The sequence below is a fragment of the Microbacterium sp. EYE_78 genome, assembly GCF_023149035.1.
Taxonomy (GTDB): domain Bacteria; phylum Actinomycetota; class Actinomycetes; order Actinomycetales; family Microbacteriaceae; genus Microbacterium.
The window spans coordinates 670081-691947 of record NZ_JAHXMY010000001.1 but is presented as its reverse complement, the minus strand read 5'-3'; the positions used below and the strand labels follow the sequence as shown (position 1 = coordinate 691947).

21 protein-coding genes are annotated in these 21867 nt (G+C 72.5%); 14 read left to right on the top strand and 7 right to left on the bottom strand.

Translation table 11 applies throughout. The annotated features are described in order from the left end of the window. Positions 1-25: 25 nt before the first annotated feature. From KZX17_RS03320 to KZX17_RS03290, 7 genes are read left to right on the top strand one after another with little or no spacing between them, the layout of a single operon-like run. Entirely contained in the window at positions 26-997 is a 972-nt protein-coding gene (locus KZX17_RS03320) for a MoxR family ATPase (RefSeq protein WP_248170767.1), read from the top strand. Further along, a complete protein-coding gene (locus KZX17_RS03315; protein WP_248170768.1) occupies positions 997-2334 on the top strand; it encodes a DUF58 domain-containing protein in 1338 nt (445 codons plus the stop codon). The genes KZX17_RS03320 and KZX17_RS03315 overlap by 1 nt, the downstream gene beginning before the upstream one ends. Then, on the top strand, positions 2331-4634 hold the full coding sequence (locus KZX17_RS03310) for a transglutaminase domain-containing protein (protein ID WP_248170769.1): 2304 nt from the start codon (positions 2331-2333) through the stop codon (positions 4632-4634). Before KZX17_RS03315 ends, KZX17_RS03310 begins: the two co-directional genes overlap by 4 nt. Further along, positions 4631-5791 (top strand): RDD family protein, encoded by a 1161-nt coding sequence (locus KZX17_RS03305; RefSeq protein ID WP_248170770.1) that lies wholly within the window; start codon positions 4631-4633, stop codon positions 5789-5791. The genes KZX17_RS03310 and KZX17_RS03305 overlap by 4 nt, the downstream gene beginning before the upstream one ends. Then, on the top strand, positions 5788-6615 hold the full coding sequence (locus KZX17_RS03300) for a PP2C family serine/threonine-protein phosphatase (protein ID WP_248170771.1): 828 nt from the start codon (positions 5788-5790) through the stop codon (positions 6613-6615). Before KZX17_RS03305 ends, KZX17_RS03300 begins: the two co-directional genes overlap by 4 nt. Next, positions 6615-7988, top strand: a complete 1374-nt coding sequence (locus tag KZX17_RS14995; protein ID WP_282443373.1) for an FHA domain-containing protein — start codon at positions 6615-6617, stop codon at positions 7986-7988. Before KZX17_RS03300 ends, KZX17_RS14995 begins: the two co-directional genes overlap by 1 nt. Continuing rightward, entirely contained in the window at positions 7985-9658 is a 1674-nt protein-coding gene (locus tag KZX17_RS03290; protein ID WP_248170772.1) for a serine/threonine-protein kinase, read from the top strand. Before KZX17_RS14995 ends, KZX17_RS03290 begins: the two co-directional genes overlap by 4 nt. Positions 9659-9663: 5 nt before the next feature. Here the strand turns inward: KZX17_RS03290 and KZX17_RS03285 are convergent, their stop codons facing one another. Beyond that, positions 9664-10038 (bottom strand): recombinase family protein, encoded by a 375-nt coding sequence (locus KZX17_RS03285; protein ID WP_248171663.1) that lies wholly within the window; start codon positions 10036-10038, stop codon positions 9664-9666. 218 nt (positions 10039-10256) lie between these two features. Between KZX17_RS03285 and KZX17_RS03280 the strand changes: the two genes are divergently transcribed. The 3 genes from KZX17_RS03280 to KZX17_RS03270 all read left to right on the top strand — a co-directional run bounded on the left by KZX17_RS03280 (position 10257) and on the right by KZX17_RS03270 (position 13808). After that, on the top strand, positions 10257-11123 hold the full coding sequence (locus KZX17_RS03280; protein WP_248170773.1) for a neutral zinc metallopeptidase: 867 nt from the start codon (positions 10257-10259) through the stop codon (positions 11121-11123). Further along, complete coding sequence (pip, locus tag KZX17_RS03275) at positions 11120-12100, top strand: prolyl aminopeptidase (RefSeq protein ID WP_248170774.1); 981 nt, start codon at positions 11120-11122, stop codon at positions 12098-12100. Before KZX17_RS03280 ends, pip begins: the two co-directional genes overlap by 4 nt. Positions 12101-12281: 181 nt before the next feature. Beyond that, entirely contained in the window at positions 12282-13808 is a 1527-nt protein-coding gene (locus KZX17_RS03270; RefSeq protein WP_248170775.1) for a DEAD/DEAH box helicase, read from the top strand. A gap of 142 nt (positions 13809-13950) precedes the next feature. On the opposite strand, the gene KZX17_RS03265 is transcribed toward KZX17_RS03270, so the two are convergent. The 3 genes from KZX17_RS03265 to KZX17_RS03255 are packed head-to-tail and all read right to left on the bottom strand — an operon-like array spanning position 13951 to position 17035. Beyond that, on the bottom strand, positions 13951-15624 hold the full coding sequence (locus tag KZX17_RS03265; RefSeq protein ID WP_374107904.1) for an aldehyde dehydrogenase family protein: 1674 nt from the start codon (positions 15622-15624) through the stop codon (positions 13951-13953). 17 nt (positions 15625-15641) lie between these two features. Further along, entirely contained in the window at positions 15642-15902 is a 261-nt protein-coding gene (locus KZX17_RS03260; RefSeq protein ID WP_374107905.1) for a glutaredoxin family protein, read from the bottom strand. After that, entirely contained in the window at positions 15902-17035 is a 1134-nt protein-coding gene (locus KZX17_RS03255) for a glycosyltransferase (protein WP_248170778.1), read from the bottom strand. The genes KZX17_RS03260 and KZX17_RS03255 overlap by 1 nt, the downstream gene beginning before the upstream one ends. A 188-nt stretch (positions 17036-17223) precedes the next feature. Between KZX17_RS03255 and KZX17_RS03250 the strand changes: the two genes are divergently transcribed. Both KZX17_RS03250 and KZX17_RS03245 read left to right on the top strand, forming a co-directional pair. Then, positions 17224-17775 (top strand): HdeD family acid-resistance protein, encoded by a 552-nt coding sequence (locus KZX17_RS03250; RefSeq protein WP_248170779.1) that lies wholly within the window; start codon positions 17224-17226, stop codon positions 17773-17775. A gap of 23 nt (positions 17776-17798) precedes the next feature. Next, on the top strand, positions 17799-18671 hold the full coding sequence (locus KZX17_RS03245) for a hypothetical protein (protein ID WP_248170780.1): 873 nt from the start codon (positions 17799-17801) through the stop codon (positions 18669-18671). 5 nt (positions 18672-18676) lie between these two features. On the opposite strand, the gene KZX17_RS03240 is transcribed toward KZX17_RS03245, so the two are convergent. Genes KZX17_RS03240 through arr form a run of 3 tightly spaced genes read right to left on the bottom strand, consistent with a single transcriptional unit; the run spans position 18677 to position 20308 of the window. After that, the gene (locus KZX17_RS03240) at positions 18677-19525 is read right to left on the bottom strand and encodes an NAD(P)-dependent oxidoreductase (RefSeq protein WP_248170781.1); all 849 of its coding nucleotides are present in this window, start codon (positions 19523-19525) and stop codon (positions 18677-18679) included. Positions 19526-19562: 37 nt separating this feature from the next. Next, entirely contained in the window at positions 19563-19901 is a 339-nt protein-coding gene (locus KZX17_RS03235; RefSeq protein ID WP_248170782.1) for a hypothetical protein, read from the bottom strand. After that, complete coding sequence (arr, locus tag KZX17_RS03230; RefSeq protein ID WP_248170783.1) at positions 19901-20308, bottom strand: NAD(+)--rifampin ADP-ribosyltransferase; 408 nt, start codon at positions 20306-20308, stop codon at positions 19901-19903. The genes KZX17_RS03235 and arr overlap by 1 nt, the downstream gene beginning before the upstream one ends. A 152-nt stretch (positions 20309-20460) precedes the next feature. Here arr and KZX17_RS03225 point away from each other — a divergent pair, with 152 nt between their 5' ends. Beyond that, a complete protein-coding gene (locus KZX17_RS03225) occupies positions 20461-21135 on the top strand; it encodes a hypothetical protein (protein ID WP_248170784.1) in 675 nt (224 codons plus the stop codon). Further along, on the top strand, positions 21132-21782 hold the full coding sequence (locus tag KZX17_RS03220; protein ID WP_248170785.1) for a hypothetical protein: 651 nt from the start codon (positions 21132-21134) through the stop codon (positions 21780-21782). Before KZX17_RS03225 ends, KZX17_RS03220 begins: the two co-directional genes overlap by 4 nt. Positions 21783-21867 lie beyond the last annotated feature (85 nt).

The following is a 21867-nucleotide window of genomic DNA, read 5'->3' as shown; positions in this document are numbered from 1 at the left end:
CCCTTCGAGAGCAAGGACTGAACGAATGAGCATGACCCCCGAACAGGCGGCCTGGTTCCGTGACACGTTCACGCGCCTCGTCGACAACGTCGACCAGGCCCTGATGGGCAAGCGCGAGGTCGTCGGCCTCGTGCTGGCCGCCATGCTCGCCGAGGGGCACGTCCTCCTCGAGGACGCACCCGGCACCGGCAAGACGAGCCTCGCGAAGGCGCTGGCGGCGAGCGTGCAGGGCACGTCGACCCGCATCCAGTTCACGCCGGACCTGCTGCCCTCCGACGTCACGGGTGTGACGATCTACGACCAGCAGAACCACAAGTTCGAGTTCCACAAGGGACCCGTCTTCGCCTCGATCGTCCTGGCTGACGAGATCAACCGCGCCTCGCCGAAGACGCAGTCGGCGCTCCTCGAGGTCATGGAGGAGTCGCGGGTCACCGTCGACGGCGTGCCCCACGAGGTCGGCCGACCCTTCCTCGTCATCGCGACGCAGAACCCGATCGAGCAGGCGGGCACCTACAAGCTCCCCGAGGCGCAGCTCGACCGCTTCATGATCAAGACCTCGATCGGGTATCCCTCCCTCGCCGTCGCCGAGCGCATCCTCGCCGGTGAGGTCGACCGCAACCCCTCGGGCAAGCTCACGCCCGTCATCACGACCAAGGCGGTCGCCGACATGGCCGACCTCGCCTCGTCCGTCCACGTCGACCCCGCGGTCGCCCGCTACGCGGCGCAGCTGGTCGAGGCGACGCGCGAGTCCGAGTCCACCAAGCTCGGCGTCTCGGTCCGCGGTGCGATCTCGATGATGCGCATCGCGCGCGTCGTCGCCGCCTCCCAGGGGCGCCACTACGTCATCCCCGACGACGTCAAGGCGCTCGCGGCCCCCGTCTGGACCCACCGACTCGTGCTGGACCCCGAGGCGGAGTTCTCGGGCACGACCGCCGAGTCAGTCGTCGAGCGCGCGCTGAGCGACGTCGAGGCCCCCCTCGCGAGGGCATCCGCCTGATGACGCTCACGCCGGAGGCGGTGACCGGGACGCAGGACGCGTCGCGGGACTCCGGCGCGCCCGCTGACGACGTCGGCCAGACGGCTCCGCCGCTGCTCGCACCGCGCCAGGCGACGCGCACCGAGAAGCTCCGAGAGGATGCCGCGGTCTGGGCGCGTCGTGCGTGGTCTCGGACCCGCCTGATCGCCGACGTCATCCAGGTGACCGGCTGGGTCGTGATCGCGGCAGCGCTCGTCCTGTGGATCACCGCCTTCGCCCTCGGCTGGCAGGAGGCGTTCGTCGCCGCCGTCATCGCCACGATCGTCGCACTGCTGTGCGTCGCGTTCCTGTTCGGGCGCACGGCCTACGAGGTCGAGCTCGACCTCACGCGCACCCGTGTCGTCGTGGGGGAGCGCGCGGTCGGTGCGCTCACCCTCGCCAACCGCACGACGAGATCGCTGCTGCCGTCCGAGATCATCCTCCCCGTCGGCGCCGGTCGAGGTGTGTTCCAGGTGCCGCGGCTGCAGCCCGATGCCGAGCACGAGGAGCTGTTCGCCATCCCGACGACGAGCCGGGGCGTCCTCGCCGTCGGTCCCGTGAGCGTCCTGCGCGGCGACCCCCTGGGCCTGTTCGAGCGCACGAACGACCGTCGTCAGGCGGTCGACCTCTTCGTCCACCCGCGGACGCTGCCGCTCGACGGTCTCTCGCTGGGGCAGATGCGCGACCTCGAAGGCCTCCCCGACCAGCACCTCGCCCGCGACGACGTCTCGTTCCACGCGCTGCGCGAGTATCAGCCCGGCGACGACCTGCGTCACGTGCACTGGAAGTCGACCGCCCGCGTCGGCGACCTCATGGTCCGCGAGTACGAGCAGACCCGGCGTTCGCACTTCGTCGTCGCGCTGTCGACGCTCCCCGCCGACTACCGCGACCCCGAGGAGTTCGAGACCGCGATCTCGGTCGCCGGGTCGATCGGCCTTCGCGCCCTTCGAGACTCCCGCACCCTCGACGTCCGGACCTCGGCCGGCAAGATCCGCGCTGAGACCGGGCGGCGCTACCTCGACTCCCTCTCGGCGCTCGAGCCGAGCAAGCCCCGCGACGGCGGGATCGTCGCCCTCGCAGGGGTGCTGGCCGCACACGCACCGGATGCCGCGGTTGCGGTGCTCGTGTGCGGGTCGACCGTCGACGCGGCCGATCTCCGCATCGCGTGCGCCCGGATCCCCTACGGGGTCCGCACCCTCGCGATCATCGCCGACGGCCGCCTCGACTCGCCTTCGCTCCGCCGTGTCGGCGACGCCGACGTCGTCGCGCTCGGCCACCTCGACCAGCTGCCGAGCGCCGTCCGGAAGGTGCTCTCGTGACGCGGTTCGACGTTCGCCTCCCGGGCGGCACGGCGCGGCGGCTGATCACCGACGCCGTCGCCGTGACCCTGCTGCTCGGCGTGGGCGTCATCGGATTCGCGGCGACGTTCGACGGGCCGCAGTACGTCGTGGCGTCGGTCGGCGCCCTCATCGCCGGACTCGTCCTCGCCTGGGTCGGAGCGCGCTGGCGATGGGGCATCCTGTCGATGGCCGGTGCGACGATCGCCCTCTACTTCGTGCTGGGCGGTGCCCTTGCGCTGCCGCAGACGACACTCCTGGGGGTCATCCCGACCCTCACCACGTGGAGCGAGCTGGCAGTCGGCGCCGTCACCTCGTGGAAGAACCTCCTGACGACGGTGCCGCCGGTCGCGGCCGGCGACGGACACCTCATCGTGCCGTTCCTGATGACCCTCGTCGGCGCGGTGCTCGCGGCATCCCTCGCCTTCCGCCTGCGGTCGGCCGCCTGGGCGCTGATCCCCGCAGCCCTCTACATCGCCCTCGAGATCCTGCTCGGCACCGCCCAGCCCATCGCCCCGGTCGTCCAGGGTGCGCTGTTCGTCGTCGTCGCGGTCGTCTGGCTCGCGCTCCGCTCCCTGTGGAGCCCGGAGCGCGCGGCTGTCGAGGCCGCGGCACCCGAGGTCGACGCCTTCCGGTCGGCGCGGCTGCGCCGCCTCGTCTCGGGTGGCGTCGTGCTCGCCCTGGCGGCCGGTGCCGGCGCGGCCGTCGCCGCGGCGGCGTCTCCGCCCACGCAGCGCTACATCCTGCGCGACTTCGTCGTCCCGCCGTTCGACGTGCACGACTACGCGAGTCCCCTGCAGTCGTGGCGCATGTTCGTGCGCGACTTCGAGACCGAACCGCTCTTCACCGTCAGCGGACTGCCCGAGGACGGTCGCGTCCGTCTCGCGACGATGGATGCCTACGACGGCGTGGTCTACAACGTCGCCGACGACGGCGCGGGGTCCTCGAGCGCCTTCACACCGATCCGCTCGAACATGTCACCGGCCGCGAAGGGTGACGAGGCCACGGTCCGCGTCGACATCGAGAACCTCGAGGGCGTCTGGCTCCCCTCGGTCGGCAATGCCCGCGAGATCACCTTCGACGGCGCCCGCGCGACCGACCTGCGACGCGGTGCCCACTTCAACGACGCGACGGGGACGGCGGTCGCGACGGCCGAGGTCCGCTCCGGCGACGCCTACACCGTCGACACGATCGTGCCCCCGGTGCTGGAGGACGAGGTCCTCGCCGATCAGCAGTTCGCGCCGCTGAAGATGCCGAAGCAGTCGAACATCCCGCAGGCGGTCGCCGAGCTCGCGTCCGACGCGACGGAGGACGCCGAGACGCCCATCGAGCGGGCGCGCGCGCTGGAGGCGTACCTGCAGACGGACGGCTTCTTCAGCCACGGGCTCGCCGACGACGTGTACTCGCCGTCCGGCCACGGCGCCGCCCGCATCACGAGCCTGATCTCGGGCGAGCAGATGGTGGGCGACGACGAGCAGTACGCCGTGACGATGGCGCTCATGGCGACCCAGCTCGGCATGCCCGCCCGCGTCGTCATGGGGTGGTACCCGGACGAGGGCGACACGGCGGAGGTCTTCACCGCCACGGGCGACAACATGCACGCCTGGGTCGAGATCGCGTTCGAGGACGCCGGGTGGGTGACCTTCGACCCGACCCCCGACGAGGACAACGAGCCGAGCGAGCAGAACACGAAGCCGCGAGCGAACCCCAAGCCGCAGGTGCTGCAGCCGCCGCCCCCCGCGCAGGAGCCCGCGGAGCTGCCGCCGGCACTGGCGGAGGAGCGCGACCAGGACGACGAGGAGGGGCCCGGACTCGACTGGCTCGGACCGGTGCTCTTCTGGACCGGGATCGGACTCGGGACGATCCTCCTGCTGCTCTCGCCGTTCCTCGTGATCGGCGGGATGAAGGCCGCTCGCCGCGCGAAGCGGTGGAAGGCCGAACGCACCGCCGACCGGATCTCGGGCGGCTGGGACGAGCTGGTCGACCGCGCCGTCGACTACCGCGTCCCGGTGACGCCCGGTGCCACGCGCGCCGAGAGCGCGGCGGCCGTCGCCGGCGCGTTCGACGGGCCGCGGGTGACGACCCTCGCGCAGCGCGCCGACGCCGAGGTCTACGGCCCGGGCGACCCGAGCCCCGAGGACGTCGACAAGTTCTGGAGCGAGGTCGATGCGATCGTCATCGGGATGGCGGGCGGCGCGACCTTCTGGCAGCGCCTGCGCGCCCGGTTGAGCCTGCGGTCGCTGCGACGGACGTGGAGCCTCAGGTCGGTGCTGCGGCGATGAGTGCCCTGTCCGCCACGGGCCACACCCCGGCATCCCTCGGTCGTCGCATCATCGCCGTCATCATCGACGGCGCTGTCTCGGGTGCCGTCCTCGCCGTCGCGTCGGGCGCGACTGTCGCGATCTCGGTGCTGACCGCCGGCTCCGTCTCGCCCGCGGTCCTGCTCGTGGTCCTGCCGGTCGCCGCGATCGCGTGGTTCCTCGTGCAGACCGCCATGCAGGGCGCCGCCGGTTCGCTCGGCATGCGGGCGATGGGGCTGCGCCTCGCGCACACCGGCGACGACGCCGACCTGGGCGTCGGCCGTGCGCTGGGCCGCGCCGTCGTGTGGGCGCTGAGCTGCAGCGTGGTCGTCGGCTACTTCTCGCCGCTGTTCGACCCCGGTCGCTGGCGCCGCGGCTGGCACGACCTCGCGGTCTCGGCCGTGATGACGGATGCCGGTGCGCAGGCCGCGCGCCGCGTCCCCTCGCCTCCGGCGGCGGTAGAGCCTGCGCCCGTGCCGACGCCGGAGCCCGCGCCGGCGCCGGCGCCGGCACCCGCGCCCGCGCCGGCCGTGGCCGTGCCCCGACGCGAGCCCGTTCTGGCGGCGGCGGCATCGGTGACGCCGCCGGGGCCGGAGCCGCGTCGGGTTGCTGCATCCGCCCCCGCACCCGAGGCGATCGCGCCGACGCCGGAGCCCGCCCCGGGCGACCCCGCGCCGCGGCCCCGACCCGCGTGGGCGCCGGCACAGCCCGGTCCCGGTCGGGCTGCCCGCACGCTTCCCGTCGACGTCATCTCGACCGTGCCCGGTGCGCCGCACCGCGACGGGCGCCCGGCGGGCGCCGAGTCCCTCGCGCCGCCCGCCGTGGCGATCCTCCGCTGGGACGACGGCACGCGCCACACCGTCTACGAGGGCACCCTCTTCGGGCGCGGACCGTCGGCGCAGCCCGGTCTGCGCACGGTCCCCGTCCGCGACGAGACCCTGTCGATCTCGAAGACCCATTTCGAGATCGGCGCGGACGCGGACGGCACGTGGATCGTCGACCGGCACTCCCTCAACGGGGTGGTCGTCTCGCGTGACGGCGTTCCGCAGCGGCTCGCCCCCGGCATCCGTGCGCGCATCTGGTCGGGCGACGTCCTCGACGTCGGCGATCGACGGGTCACGGTGGAGAGCGCCCGATGAGGCGCGCGGTCATCGAGGTGCGAGCGGGCGCCGCGACGCATCCGGGACTCCGTCGTCGCGTCAATGAGGACTCCCACCTCGCCGCCTACCCGCTGTTCCTCGTGGCGGACGGCATGGGCGGGCACGACGCCGGCGCGGCCGCCAGCGCCGCCGTCGTCGAGGAGTTCGCGCTGCTGGCCGGCGCCGATTCGATGGGACTCGAAGGGATGCGGGCTGCCCTGGCCCGCGCCCGCGCCACCGTCGAGCGGATCGGGCACAGCGGCCGTGCCGCAGGGACCACGCTCACGGGTGTCGCGGTGACCGACGTCGGCGGGTACGGCTACTGGCTGGCGGTCAACGTCGGCGACTCGAGGACCTATCGCTTCGCGGACGGTCTGCTCGAGCAGATCAGCGTCGACCACTCCGTCGTGCAGGAGCTCATCGACGAGGGTGTGCTCGATGCCGCCGCCGCCGGGCGCGACACCCGCCGCAACGAGATCACCCGCGCGATCGGAGCCGGAGGCGGCGGCGAGGCGGATTTCTGGCTCGTTCCCGCCGAACCGGGTGACCGCATGCTCATCTGCTCGGACGGTCTGTCGGGCGAGGTCCCCGCCGAGCGGATCGCGCAGGTGCTCCGGGAGGTCGACGATCCCCAGGATGCCGCGACCCGCCTCGTCCACGAGGCGATGCTGCACGGGGGCCGCGACAACATCACCGCTGTGGTCGTCGATGCGCTGAGCGTCGCCGGGCAGGAAGATGGACCGTACGAGACGGCGCCCGCGGGTGCGTCCTCGGATGTCGAGATCGATACAGTGCCGCGCCACGCGGCAGGAGGAGACGCCTGATGCGCGCAGTGCGATATCGGCCCGACGGGCGCGGCGACGCCTGGCGCGCGGCCGTGACCGGCTCGGCGATCGCCGTGCTGCCCCCCACCGTCACCCCGCACGCGGTCGAGGCGGTCTGGCGGCGGTTGGACGGCGGCGGGATCGGCGCCGTCCTCGAGTCGCTCACCGGCGCGTTCGGCACGTCGCTGGCGGCGATCCCGCCCTTCGCGCTCGCCGTGGCCGAGGGCGACGGCGTCCGGGTGGCGGTCCGCGGCCCGGCGACGCTGATCGTCGAGACGACGTCGGGCACGGAGGCCGTGTCGGGTGCGGGCGTTGCCACGTGGACCGAACGCTTCCTCGCCGGTGCGACGCGGGTGACGGTGGACCTCGGCGACGGTGCCCCCGCCGACGGCGACGCGCTGCCCATCGAGTCGGGCGTCGTCCCCGTCGCCGAGGTCGTGCTGGACCTCGACGGCGCCTCGGCGGCGCCGGAGCCTGCCGCGACGCCTGCGATCGTCGCGGCGCCTGAGCCTGAGCCGGAGCCGAACCCGGAGCCGGAGCTGGAGCCCGAGCCGGAGTCCGCCCCGGAGCCGGAGCCGGAGCCCGACCCGGAGCCGGAGCCGGAGCCCGACCCGGAGCCGGAGCCTGAGCCGGAGCCCACGCCCGAGCTCGAGCCGGAGCCCACCCCGGAGCCCGAGCCGGAACCCGCCCCCTCGCCCGAACCCGCGGGCCTCGTCACCGGTGTTCCGCCCGCGTACACGCTGGGCGGGTCCCCGGTCGCCACGCCCGCAGTCCCGGGCGACGCCGCGACGTCCGAGACGATCGGGTCGGTCGACGACGACCCCGTCCTGGGCGCCACGATCGCCAGCCCCCGGACGGCGAAGACCTCGTCGCCGGTGCCGTCGCTGCCGCCCTTCGTCCCGCCGATGCCGCCGCTGCCCGATGAGCTCGGCGACCACGACGGCGAGACGGTCTCGGTCGCCCAGGCGCGCGCGATGCGCGACGCGGAGCCCTCCTACGAAGCCGTCGACGACGTGCCGGCCCGCACGCCGTCGCAGGGTCGCATCCGCCTCGCCGACGGCCGGGTGATCGAACTCGAGCGCACCGTCATCGTCGGCCGGCGCCCGCGGTCGACACGGCCCGCCGAATCCGAACTTCCGACGCTCGTCGCCGTCGATGGTCCGCAGCACGACATCTCCCGCAACCACGTCGAGATCCGCGCCGAGGGCGAGCACGTCCTCGCCGTCGACCTCGCGAGCACGAACGGCACGGTGCTGCTGCGCGGCGGGCACGACCCGGTGCGACTGCATCCGCACGAGCCGACGATGGTGGTGGATGCCGACGTCCTCGACCTCGGCGACGGCGTCACCCTGACCTTCGAGGATCTTCCGTGAGCTCGAAGCGCGCCCCTGCGCCGCCGCCGCAGCTGCCCGGCTTCTCCTACGTCCAGCCGCTCGGATCCGGCGGCTTCGCCGACGTGTACCTGTACGAGCAGGCGCTGCCGCGCCGCCGCGTCGCCGTGAAGGTGCTGCTCGCCGAGAAGATGTCGGGCGGGGCGGCCGAGCAGTTCCAGGCCGAGGCGAACGTCATGGCGATGCTCTCGACGCATCCCGCCATCGTCACGATCTACCAGGCCGGCGTCTCGGACGACGGCCGGTCGTACCTCGTGATGGAGTACTGCTCGAAGCCGAACCTGCAGGTCCGCGCCAAGATGGCGTCGATCTCGGTGGCCGAGGCGCTGCGCGTCGGCATCCAGGTCGCCGCGGCGGTCGAGACCGCCCACCGGGCCGGCATCCTGCACCGCGACATCAAGCCCGCGAACATCCTCGTCACCGAGTACAACCGCCCGGCCCTCACCGACTTCGGCATCGCGACGACCGCCGAGGCGAGCGACCCGGCGGCGGGCATGTCGATCCCGTGGTCGCCGCCGGAGTCGTTCGCCGACAGCCCCGACTTCACCGTCCGTTCGGACGTCTGGGCGCTGGGGGCGACGGTCTACAACCTGCTCGCCGGACGGTCGCCGTTCGAGGTCCCCGGCGGACGCAACGGGGGAGCGGAGCTCATCCGCCGCATCGAGAGCGAACCCGTCGCGCGCCTCGACCGCCCCGACGCGCCGCTCTCGCTGCACCAGGTGCTTGAGCGGGCGATGGCCAAGCGCCCCGTCGACCGGTACGAGTCGGCCGTCGCCTTCGCTCGCGCACTGCAGAAGGTGCAGATCGAGCTGTCGCACTCGGTGACGCCGATCGACATCCTCGACGATTCGCCTCCGCTCGAGGACGAGGAGGAGGACGGCGAGCTGACCCGCGTGCGCGGCATCGTCAGCATCGACCCGCAGACGGCGCCCGCGGCCGGTCCCACCTGGGAGCGCACGGCCATCGCGGCGGAGCGGGGACTGCCCGACACCACCGGCTGGGCCCCGTCCGCGACGGCCGCCGAGGCGACGCAGCTGCGGCCGCCGACGGCGATCGCGCCTGCAGGCCCCGTCACGACGGCCGCCGACGAAGGCACCATCGTGCGGGGTCCCCGTTCGATCCCCGCCGCCACGGCGAGCCCGACGACGGCCGCCGCGCCGGATTCGGTGCCGCCGGTGCCTCCGCTGCCCTCGCAGACGGATCCCTCCGGTGCACCCGGTCCGCGCTCCCGCCGAGGTCTCTGGATCGCCCTCGGCGTCGCCGCAGCCGCCGTCCTCGTCGTGGCCGCGGTCGTGACGGCGTCGCTGCTCGCCCCGCCCAGCGACGAGGCGCAGCCCACCGAGACCGAGACGAGCGAGCCGGTCGATCCGCAGGATCCGGTCGCGGAGTTCATCCCGGCGCCGCAGGACGGCAGCGGTCGGGTCGACGGCGATCAGGCCGTGTTCCGGTGGATCAACCCGGACCCGCAGGAGGGCGACACCTTCCTGTGGCAGCAGGTGCGCCTGGACGGCGGCGCTGCGGCGTCGAGCAACATCACCGAGTCGACGGTCACGGTGCCGCTCGGCGACGACACGCAGGTCTGCATCGACGTGAGTGTGCGCCGCGACACCGGGCAGGTGAGCGACGCCACGCGCATCTGCGCGGCGAGCTGACCGGCTCAGCTGCGGTCGAGCACCTTCACGATCACCGAGCGGCGCCGCAGTTCGGCGACGGTGCGCGTCTCCTCGTGGGCGTCCCGTCCGAGCGCCTTCACGTCCGTGACGACCAGCACGTCCCCCGCGCCGAGGCGGCCGAACAACCGGGTGAGCCGCTCCTCCCACGTTTCGCCGATCTCGGGTGCCGGATGCCGGAACCCCTCGATCGGCACGCCGAAGGTCGCGAGCGCTTCGCGCTGGGCGACGATGCTCGGCATGTCGGGTCGCGAGACGACGAGCCCCACCAGGCGTGACCCCGCCGGCAGCGCCAGCCACCACTCCGGGTTGGGGTGCAGTGCGGCGAGCTCCGGGGTCTGCGCGAGGGGGTCGTCCGGGATGGGGATGGTGCGCGATTCGGCGTAGTCGCCGGGTACGGCGTCGCCTGGTCGTGTCTCCACTGTGATTCTCCTCGCCCTCTGGTGGGCTCTCCTCGACCTTCGGTGGCGGCGCGACGGTGCGCCGTCTGGTCCATTGTGGCCGATCGGGCGATGAGCACGAATCCCCGCTCGCTCGCAACGGCCTCGTGGAGCGGCCCGCCCCGGCGTACGGTGCGGGCATGACATTCAACCCGAACGCGGACGTCCGGGGGACGAGCGCGAAGCGCCGCGGCGGACGCGGTGCGGTGATCGCCGGCGGCGCAGGCGGAGCCGGTGCCGTGGTCGTGCTGCTCCTCATGCTCTTCACCGGCCAGGACTTCAGCGGCTTCCTCGGCGGCACCGGCGGCGGCACGTCGACGGACGAGGGCGTCGTCGAGAACTGCGACACCGGAGCCGATGCCAACGCCGACGACGCCTGTCGCCTCGACGCGGGCGAGGAGGTCATCAACGCCTACTGGGAGGGGGCGCTCGACGGCTACCGTGCGCCGGCCCTCGTCATCGTCGATCAGCAGACGCAGTCGCCCTGCGGCACGGCATCCAACCAGACGGGCCCGTTCTACTGCCCGACCGACGAGACCGTCTACATCGACCCGACCTTCTGGAGCATCCTCCGCGGCCAGCTCGGTGCCGAGGGCGGCGACCTCGCCCAGCTCTACGTGCTCGCCCACGAGTACGGCCACCACGTGCAGCACCTCACCGGCGTCTTCGAGGAGTACCCTCGCGACGGCACGGGGGCGGACAGCAACGCGGTGCGCACCGAGCTGCAGGCCGACTGCTACGCCGGGGCGTGGACGGCGGATGCCGCCGCGCAGACCGACCGCAACGGCAACCCCTACCTGCAGGAGCCCACCCAGGCGCAGATCGACGACGCACTCGAGGCGGCGGCGGCGGTCGGCGACGACCACATCCAGCAGCAGTCCGGGCGGGTCAACCCCGAGAGCTGGACGCACGGGTCGAGCGAGCAGCGTCAGCGATGGTTCACGACCGGATACCGTGGAGGGTTCACGGCCTGCGACACGTTCGCGGTCTCCGGAAGGGATCTATGAAACCGCAGACCCGCCTCGACGGCATCCTCTACCCCAAGATCGCACCGCATCAGACGGGGGAACTGCTCGTCGGCGACGGCCAGCGCGTCTACTGGGAGGAGTCGGGCAACCCCGACGGCAAGCCGGTCGTCTTCCTGCACGGCGGCCCCGGAGCGGGCACGTCTCCCTGGCATCGGCGGTTCTTCGACCCCGAGCGCTACCGCATCATCCTGATGGACCAGCGCGGATGCGGCCGCAGCACGCCGCACGTGAGCGAACCGGATGCCGACCTCCGCCACAACACGACGTGGCACCTCGTCGCGGATCTCGAGCTGCTGCGGCGGAACCTGGGCATCGAGCAGTGGCAGGTCTTCGGCGGATCGTGGGGCAGCGCCCTCGCCCTCGCCTACGCGCAGGCCCATCCGGGCTCGGTCTCCGAGCTCGTCCTCCGCGGCGTGTTCACCCTCCGCAGCCACGAGCTGGAGTGGTTCTACGAGGGCGGGGCTGCGGCCGTCTTCCCCGACCTCTGGGAGAAGTTCCTCGAACCGGTGCCGGTGCTCGAGCGCTCGCGGATGATCGAGGCCTACCACCGCCTGCTGTTCGACCCGAACCCCGAGGTGCACGTGCCGGCAGCCGTGGCGTGGACGACGTGGGAGGCATCCACCCTCACCCTCCGGCCCGACCCCAAGCTCGTCGCGTCGATGCTCGGCGATGCCCGCGCCACGGCGTTCGCGCGCATCGAGAACCACTACTTCGTCAACAAGGGCTGGTTCCGCGAGAACCAGCTGATCGACGGCGTCGACGCGATCCGCCACATCCCGACCGTCATCGTGCAGGGGCGCTACGACGCCTGCACACCCGTGATGACCGCGTGGGACCTGCACCGCGCCTGGCCGGAGGCGGAGTTCGCGATCGTCGACGATGCCGGGCACTCCGCGAGCGAACCCGGTATCGCCACCGCGCTCCGCGCCGCGACCGACCGCTTCGCGGACCGCTGAGCGGACCGGCTGATAGACTGGACGCGTTGCGGCATCCTTCCCTGGTGCCCCTCGCGTCGTAGAACGCATCTTCCGCTGCCGATCCGTTGATCGTCGCCGGCGACTCCTTCTCACGGCGAACCCGCATGCGCACCCGCATCCGGGCCACCGATCCGGGCGAACCGCCCGAGTTAGTCCTCTCATGACGAACCCCACGTTCAGCACGCTCGGCGTGCCCGCACCCCTGCTCACCGCGCTCGCCGCGGACGGCAAGACCGAGCCGTTCCCCATCCAGGTCGACACCCTCCCCGACACCCTCGCCGGACGCGACGTCCTCGGCCGGGGTCGCACCGGCTCGGGCAAGACCCTCGCCTTCTCGATCCCGCTCGCCGCGCGACTCGGGCAGGGACTCGCGGGCGGCACGCGCCGCCGCGGCCGTGTGCTCGGCCTCGTGCTCGCCCCGACCCGCGAGCTCGCGACGCAGATCGACCGCACCCTCGCACCCCTCGCCGCCGCGTACGGCATGACGACGACCACCATCTTCGGCGGCGTCAACCAGAAGCGTCAGGTCGACGCCCTCCGCGCCGGCGTCGACATCGTCGTGGCCTGCCCCGGTCGCCTCGAGGACCTCATGCAGCAGAAGCTCGTGAGCCTCGACGCCGTCGAGATCACCGTCATCGACGAGGCCGACCACATGGCCGACCTCGGCTTCCTGCCGGGCGTCACCCGCATCCTGAACGCGACCCCGCAGGGCGGACAGCGGATGCTGTTCAGCGCCACCCTGGACAACGGCGTCGACAAGCTCGTGAACCGCTTCCTGCAGAACCAGGTGCTGCACTCCGTCGACGAGGCGCACTCGCCGGTCGCCGCGATGACCCACCACGTGTTCCACGTCGCGGGCAGCGACGAGAAGAAGGACCTCGTGAAGGCCCTCGCGTCGGGCATGGGCCGCCGCATCCTCTTCACCCGCACCAAGCACGCCGCGAAGAAGCTCGCGAAGCAGCTGACCTCGCAGGGCATCCCGTCGGTCGACCTGCACGGCAACCTGTCGCAGCCGCAGCGCGACCGCAACCTCGCCGCGTTCTCGTCCGGCGAGGCCAAGGTGCTCGTCGCCACCGACGTCGCCGCCCGCGGTGTGCACGTCGACAACGTCGAGCTCGTCGTCCACGTCGATCCGCCGCTCGAGCACAAGGCGTACCTGCACCGCTCCGGACGCACCGCTCGCGCCGGCGCCGAGGGCGCGGTCGTGACGATCGTCCTGCCCGAGCAGCGCCGCGACGTCGACGGCCTGCTCCGCAAGGCGGCCATCTCCGTCACGCCCGAGACCGTGACCGCGGCATCCCCGTCGGTCGTCGAGCTCGTCGGGCCCGTCGCCCCCTACGTCACGCCCGCGCCGGTGCAGCAGCCGACCCGCGGTGGCGGTCAGAGCCAGGGCGCCAACGCGCAGCGCAAGCGCGCCGCGCGCGACGGCCAGGGCCAGGGTCGCGGCCAGGGCCGTTCGGACCAGGGTGGGCGCGGACGCGCGGCCCAGGGCGAGCGTCGGGATGCCGCGCCGCGCCGCTCGGACGACCGTCAGGCGCCCTCGGCCCGCAGCCACGGCGCGTCGCACGGCCAGCCCGCGAAGGCGGCGCCCGGGGGCGCCCGCCGCACCGGTCGCCGCGCGACCACGGGCCTCACCGTCGGGTCGGTCGTCCGCCAGAACGGCGCGAACCGCCGCGGCGGCCGCTGACCCGCATCCTCCCTCTCGCGAGAGCCGCGTCCCCTGCCGGGGTCGCGGCTCTCGCCGTCTGGGTCGCCGGGGTCCCGATCGAGCCGGGAACTCCGGCCGCATCCCCGGCCGGAACGGGACGTCGGCGCGCCGGCCCGACGGCTCAGGCGAAGAACGCCCGCACGAGGGTCAGCACGAGGCGCGCGCGATCGCCGTCCACCCGGTACCGGGTGAACCCCTGCGAGACCGCTCGACCGGTGCGCGAGGTGACGAACCAGGGCGGCTTCGGCAGCAGCGAGAACCGGCCGCGGCCGATCGATCGGGGGAACGGGCGGAACGGACCGCGGACCACCGTGCGCTCGACACGGTCGAGCAGCAGGGCGTTGTGGACGATCCCGATGCCGCTCGGGCAGTCGTCGACGGTCCCGCCGGGGTGCGCGCCCCACGTCGCGGTCGGCGTGAGGAAGCCGAACGCCGTCCAGGCGTTCACGGCGACCGTCCCGTACCGCAGACGCGCGACGGCATCCTCGAACCGTGATCCGAGCTGCCGCCGCGTCGTCGGATCGATCAGCACGTTCGCGCCGAGCGTGCCCGTGAGCCGCTCGTTCGCGTACGCGACGGCGGCGCTCAGGAAGTCCGCGCCCGACAGGCGCACGACGCCCAGCACCGGTGCGAAGAGCTCCGTCGTCTCGACCTCACCGCCGCCGTCGACGATGGCCCGGGTGCCGCCGGCCGACCACACGGCGTCGGGATACGCCGCCCGCACCTGCTCGAGCCGGGCGTCCGCGTTCGGGTACCAGACGGGACGCTTCGGCGTCCGCGCGAACGCCGCGCGGAGTTCGCGTTCGAAGTCCTCGCGCTGGTCCCAGTCCTCGCTGAGCAGCACGACCTGGGCGGCGATGCAGTTGTGTCCGCTGTTGTGCAGGCGCATCGTGGCGACGTGCTCGGCCTGGTAGCGCAGGTCTGCCCTCGACCATCGGCCCGGCACGACGATGACGGGTGAGACCCCGCCGAGCTCGGCGGTGATGGGCACGCGGAGGCCGCTCCGGGCGATCGCCCGGAAGGTCGACTCGGACCCGGTGATGTGGACGTGGTCGATTCCGGGATGCCCCGTCAGATACGCCCCCACGTCACCGCCGCCGCGCACGATCTGCACGAAGCCCGGCGCGATGAGCGGTGCGAACACGCGCTCGAACACGGGGATCAGGGCGTCCTGCGTCGGGTTCACCTTCAGCAGCGCCACCCGTCCGTTCGCCAGCAGCTCGTACAGGACGTCGAGGAACGGGATCGAGGTGACGTTGCCGGCTCCGAGGACGAGGCCGACTCCGCCGGGACCGGACGGATGCCGCGACGCGAGGCCCGCGGCATCCGTCGCCTGCCCGGCCGTCACACCCGGCTCGAGCCACACCTCGGTGGTGTACCCCGACAGGAGCAGGCGGTCGATCGCGCTGAGCGGCGAGGTGCGGACGACGGTGCGCCCGCCGGGTGCCGCGCCGAAGCGGATCGCGTGCAGCGGGCTGCGGCCGTGCGCGATCGCGTCGAGGGTGCCGGCGTAGGCGTCGAGGGCGACGAGCGCGGCATACGGACCCGCGAGCCACTCCTCCCCGGCGAGGGGATGCCGGGGCGCGATGCCCTTGCTCGCTGCAGCGACGCGCGCCCACTCGGGTGCGAGCACGCCGACCGCGGCGCGCACGTCGAGCAGGAGCGCGCGGCGGTCGGCGGGGGTGCGCTCCGCCCACGCGGATGCGCCGACGCGGAGCCGGTCGACGGCGGCATCGATCGACGCCTGCACCTCGGGGGAGGGCATCCGCGGACCGGCCGGTGACGTTGTCGTCATCGTCGTGCGCGGCGGTCTCAGACCAGCGAGAGCTCGCGGAGCTTCGCGGCGACGTCGTCGTTGCTCGGCTCGACGTGGTGCGTCGCGTCGGGGTAGACGACGACCGGGATGTTCGTGCGACCCGAGATCTCACGCGCCACCTCGGCCGCGGCGGGGTCCGCCTCGAGGTCGACGTAGGTGTAGTCGATGCCGAGTCCGTCGAGCTGCGCCTTCGTGCGGCGGCAGTCGCGGCACCATTCGGCCCCGAACATCGTGATCTTCTCGGTCGTTCCGGTCATCATTCCAGCGTACGCCCGCCCGCGGCTGCGGGCTCCGTCGCGCGCTCGCCGGCGGCCCGCTTCGCCCGCCGCGGCGCGTAGACCACGAGCGCGTGGAACATGAACCGCAGCACGAACGCCGCCACGAGGGTGAGCGCGGCGGCGAGCACCGCGGGGATGTGGGCGCCCTCGACGAGGATCGACAGCACCGGGATGCGGACGATCGCCTCGAGTCCGTTGAAGGTGAAGGACTTCAGGAACCGCGTCGCCATCCGCCCCGATTCGGATCGCATGTCGGCGAAGACGAGGTACTCGAGCAGCAGGAAGTTCGTGATGATCGTGATGACGCTCGCGACGATCGCCGCGGGCACGTAGTCGAGGTCGAGGCGGATGAGGCCCCACATGATGACGAGGTTCGCGATCGCCCCGAACCCGCCGACGAGGGCGAACGCCGACATCCGACCGAAGCGGAGCATCGCCAGCTGGGTCAGGAAGCGGACACCCTGTGTGAAGGTCGCCTTCGAGCTGCCGGCGAACCGTTCGGCGAAGTCGAAGGGCACCTCGTCGATCCGCAGCTGCCGGCGTGCCAGCACCTCGAGCAGGATCTTGAACCCGCGCGGGCGCAGCGCGTCGACGTCGACGGCGTCGCGGTCGAGCAGGAAGAAGCCGGTCATCGGGTCGGAGCACCCTGCCAGCTTGCGCGGGAACATGGCCTTGGTCAGGGCGGTCGATGCGCGCGAGACGGCCGTCCGGGTCGCATCGGCCAGACCCGAGGAGGTGCCGCCCGACGCGTAGCGCGAGGCCACCACGACGTCGACGTCGCCCCGTTCGGCGCGTTCCACGAGCCGTGGGATGTCCTCGGGGGGATGCTGCAGGTCGCCGTCCATCACGAGGCACCAGCGCGAGCTCGCCGCCTGGAAGCCCGCGACGACCGCACCGCCGAGCCCCGCCGTCGGCTCGTCCCGATGGATGAGGCGGACCGGGAACGGCGACCGTGCCGCCGCGGCCGCGATGATGGCCGGGGTGTCGTCGTCGGAGTCGTCGACGAAGATCACCTCGAAGACCCGGCCGTCGAGCGCGGCTCCGATCCGCGCCAACAGCTCATCCACGTTCGGACCCTCGTTGAAGGTCGGAACGATGATCGACAGATCCATGGCGGGGCTCGCGATGCTCGGCGGGCACGGGATACCCAGCCTACCTGCGGGCCCGTCGGTCGGACTGGGGGTGTGCACGGCGTCGCCCGTGAGGTCGGTGCACGCCGCGTCGTTGTCGAGCGGACGCCGACGGCGCTACCCTGGCGGCATCGTCGACGCATCGGCGTCATCGTCGAGGGGCGCGCGACATGACCGGTTCGGACGCGGCACGCGGGGTGGTGAAGGGGATCAGGGGAGCGCTGCTCATCGGCGGCGTCCTCGCGGTGATCGTCGGCATCCTCATCCTCGTCTGGCCGGCGAAGACCGCGATGGTGGTCGCGGGCATCATCGCGAGCTACGCGATCCTCGGCGGTCTCGTCTACGCGGCGATCGGTCTGCTGTCGAAGTCCGCGGGTGCGTGGTCGAGGGTCGGGCACATCGTCCTCGGCGTCCTTTTCGTCATCGCCGGCATCGTCGCGTTCTCGAACCTCGGCCTCGCCGCGGCGACGCTGGCGACGTTCCTCGGCGCGCTGGTCGGCATCCTTTGGATCGTGGAGGGCGTCGTCGCGCTGACGACCCTCGGCTCGGGTCCGTCCCGCGGCTGGGGTATCGCCTTCGCGATCCTCAGCATCGTCGCGGGCGTGTTCATCCTGTTCGCCCCGCTGTGGGGTGCGCTGTTCCTCTGGGTCTGGATGGGTGTCTCGCTCATCGTCCTGGGCGGCATCCAGATCGCCCGCGCCACCCGGCTGCGCACGCGCTGACGCGCTCTGGTAGACATGCCCCTATGACCTGGGGGGATGCCGACGGCCGGCGCGCGCCGAACGCGAAGCCGCGCAGGCGGGTCGCCGCCGTGATCGGGACCGTGGCCGTGGTCGGCGCGATGCTCGCGGGCTGCGTCGTCCCCACGGGCGAGGTCGCGCCTGCGGGAGCCGAGTCCGCGACGCCCTCGCCGGCGCCGACCTCGCAGTCGCCGGCCCCGAGTCCGAGGCCGACCCCGAGCCCGACGCCGTCATCGGCGGTGCTCGGCGAGCACGAGGAGATCGGCACCGGGACGGGGTCGGCGGAACAGGTTCCGCTCGCCGTGCCCCGAGGCACCCGCTCCATCCTGATCGACCTCGTCTGCGACGGCGACGCCTGGTTCACGGCGGAGATCGGCGACTCGATGATGCTCGGTCAGTCGCCGCTGGGAGGCCGGTGCGACGGATCCCGCCCGCTCGCGTGGCCGTGGGACGCGGCGTCCTCACGCATGCTCATGCTCACCGTCGGGGAGGGTGTCGACTGGACGGCATCCGTCACGTATTCGACCGAGCCGTTCCCGGAGGACGAGGTGCTGACGGCGGAGTGCGACCGGTACTCGAAGATCTCGAGCGAGGTCACCAACGCCGACGACGGCTTCGGGTACTACGCCGCGTTCGGAGAGGAGGAGTGGAACACGCGGATCGATGCGGCGGCGTGGGGCATGACGCAGCTCGCCGAGTCCGCGCAGAGCGCCCTCGCCGACGACTTCGCCGCCATGGCGGCGCTGCTCGCCGAGCGGTCGCCGATCCCCGGTGGGATGACCGAGGTCACCGAGTACTGGGAGGTGCAGCGCCCCATCACCGAGGCGTGCTCCTGGAACCACAGCGAACTGATCACCTACGCCGAGTTCGGCGGCTGAGCGGTTCAGCCCACCTCGTCGCGCCAGGAGTGCTGCGGCTGGTAGCCGAGCAGCCGGCGCGCCTTCGCCGTCGAGAACAGCGAGTCGTGCTCGCCGAGTTCACCGCGGAGCTCGACGCCGGGGAACACCGCTGCGACGAGGTCGGCGTTGGGTCGTGACATGACGGTGTCGGCCGCGGCGATGAGGAAGCGGTCGAAGCCGGCGGGTGCGACCTCGAGCGCACGGGCGACCGCCTGGGCGCCGTCGCGAGCGTCGATGTAGCTCCACAGGTTCCATTTGCGGGCGCGGGGGTCGGCGTCGAACGAGGGGAACTCGGCGTAGTCCTCGGGCACCATCACGTTCGAGAACCGGAGGGCGGTAATGGATGCCCGTGGGTACCAGCGGCACAGCTCGATCGCGAGCTGCTCCTCGAGGTGCTTGACGACGGAGTAGACCGACTCCGGCCGGGCGGGATAGTCCTCGTCGACCGGGATGTAGGGCGGCGGGGCGTCGAACGGCAGTCCCTGCACCGTCTCGCTCGAGGCGTAGACGATCTTCGTGATGCCCAGGCGCAGCGCCGCCCAGAAGACGTTGAAGGTGGCGGAGATGTTGTTGTGGAACGTGGCCACGTCGGGGCGGATGCCGGGGGCCGGGATCGCCGCCAGGTGCACGAGGGCGTCCACGCCATCGTGCTGGTCGCCGACGCCGGTGAGGGCGTCGATGACCTGGCCGTAGTCGGTCAGGTCGACCTGGACGAAGCCGGGGCCGCGGGTCCCGTGCTGATCGAATCCGATGACGTCGTGTCCCGCGGCGGCGAGCTCTCGGACCACGACGGACCCCAGTTTTCCGGTCGACCCGGTGACGGCGATGCGCATCGGGCCAGCATGGCACGGGACGGGCGGATGCGGGCCGTCACCATCCGTGGGTGTTGAGCCACTCCCGGCGACGGGATGCCTCGGCATCCGTCTCCGTCGCATCGGACGTGTCGTGCGCCTCGAGGCGGCCGGCGTCGTCGAGCGCGATGAAGCGGTGGCAGACCGGGCAGAGCGCGCGGCCGTCGGGGTATCCGTCGGGGAGCGCGGGCGCCGGGTCGGCGGGGTCGCCGGAGCCCGGGCATCGCGGCGGGTCGGCCGCGGCATCCGTCCACATGATCGTCCGGTGACGGTGCAGGCCCGGGTGGTCGAGCGGGCGGGTGCAGCGGCGGCCCGCGTTGCGGCTGCGGCAGAAACGGAGGATGCCGGAGCCGGGCATCAATTGATGATCTCGCCGCCGGACTCGTTGATCGCTGCGATGCGTCGCTGCCAGTCCGCGAGCGCCTCCGGTGCCAGGCGCGGCCAGTCGCGGACCTCACCGACCACGCGGAGCGGGTCGGTGCTGCGGTACGAGCGGGTCGGATTGCCGGGGAACTTCTTGTCGGTGACGTTCGGATCGTCCTCGAACGGTCCGGTCGGCTCGACGAGGTAGACCCGTGGCTCGGCGTCGCCGGCGGCGAGCTCGGCTGCGAGGCCCGCTCCGTCTCGAGTCGCCGTGAAATAGATGTGGTTCATCACGATCTCGGGGCGGTAGTTCGACCGTCGACCCGCGGTCAGCAGGTCCCCGATCCGCAGGTCGGCCTTGGTCCCGTGGAAGAACGGACCGGTCTCGTCAGGGGCGCTCATCGCGCCAGCGTACGCCGGGATCCTCGGGGACGCCCGCGGTCTGCGCAGCGCCGGTCCGGATCGCGATCGACGGCCGGACGGTGACGATTGTCACGACAAGTGGTGACGCTCCGACACTGCCGCGGCGGCGGGATACGACGTGGGATGGACGCATGTCCAGCTCATCTGCCCCCGTCGTCGCGCGCGAGCGAATCGCGCTCTGGCGTCGCCCCTTCCGACTGATCCGCGACAACTCGCGCGCCTACGTCCTCATCGCCGCCGCCGCGTACGGCCTCGTCGTCGTCGGCTTCATCATCGGGATGCTGTTCCCTGAGCTCGTCGCCGCGCGGGCGGCGGCGCTCGAAGCCGACGGCACCGGTGCACTCGTGCGCGCCATCGCGGCCTCCGTACCCCTGTTCGCGCTGGTCATCTTCGCCGTGAACCTCGTGCGGCTGAGTCTCGCGACGATCGTGCTGCCGTCGATGCTCATCCCGTTCGCCGGGCTCGCGCTGTTCGCGTACTGGGCGGTCGAGACCGGCGTGACGCTCGTGCAGACGACACCCGTGGGCTGGGTCGCGCTCATCCCGCACGCGGTCACCCTACTCATCGAGCTGCAGGCGTACGCACTGCTGCTGCTCGGGGTGTTCCTGCTCGGTCGCAACTGGATCCGCCCGAGCGGTGTCGGCGCGGCGACCCGACGGCGCGGGTACGTCGAAGGGCTGAAGAGCATCGGTCTCCTCGCCCTCCCGGCGGTCGCCCTGCTCGTCGCCGGCGCGCTGTGGGAGGCGTACTCGCTCCGGTACCTCATCGCGCCGCTCGGTCGGTGGCTGCTCGGCGGGGCCGCATGATGGTGACGTGGCGACAGCGCCTCGCCGAGCGACGCAGTCGCCCGGGCGACGGGCGGCCGTTGCAGCCGTACCGGTGGTGGCAGGCGCTGAGCAGGTCGCTGTTCACCATCACGCTGACGGATGCCGGGGGCTCCGCGTCCACCTTCACCGTCGACGTGCACCAATGGGGCGATCGCGACGACGGCGAGGTGCGCGCTCGTCTCCACCGCGATGGTGCCCTGGTCGCCGTCTCCAGACTGCCCGCCCGGTTCGCGGTCCCCGGCGGGCACATCGAGGTCGCGGCGACGACGTACGGGCTGCGCCGCTGCCACTTCGTCGCCGCAGACGGCAGCGAGCGCCGGCTGGCGCCGCACCCGCGGTCGGGTGAGGGCCTGCGCGCGCTGCTGCACCAGCGGCATCCCGCCGTCAGCCGTCTGATCGGAACCCTGACGTCCGTGGTCGTCGTGGTGGGCGTGTGCATCGCGGTGCCGCAGCTGGTCGAGACCATCTCGCGGACGGAGCTGATCGCCGACACGGTCGGCACATTCACGTCGCCCATCCGCTTGTCCGTCGGTTCGAACATCGCGGTCACGATCGCTGTCGCCGTCGCGAGCGTCGAGCGAGCGCTGCGCCTGCGATCGAATTGGCTCGACGAGCTGGCGGGATGAACGGCAGCGGGCGGAAGGGAAGCCGCAGACCGACCGGGCTGCGGTGCGGGGACGCTCAGCTCCTGATCTCCCCGCAGCGCTCTTG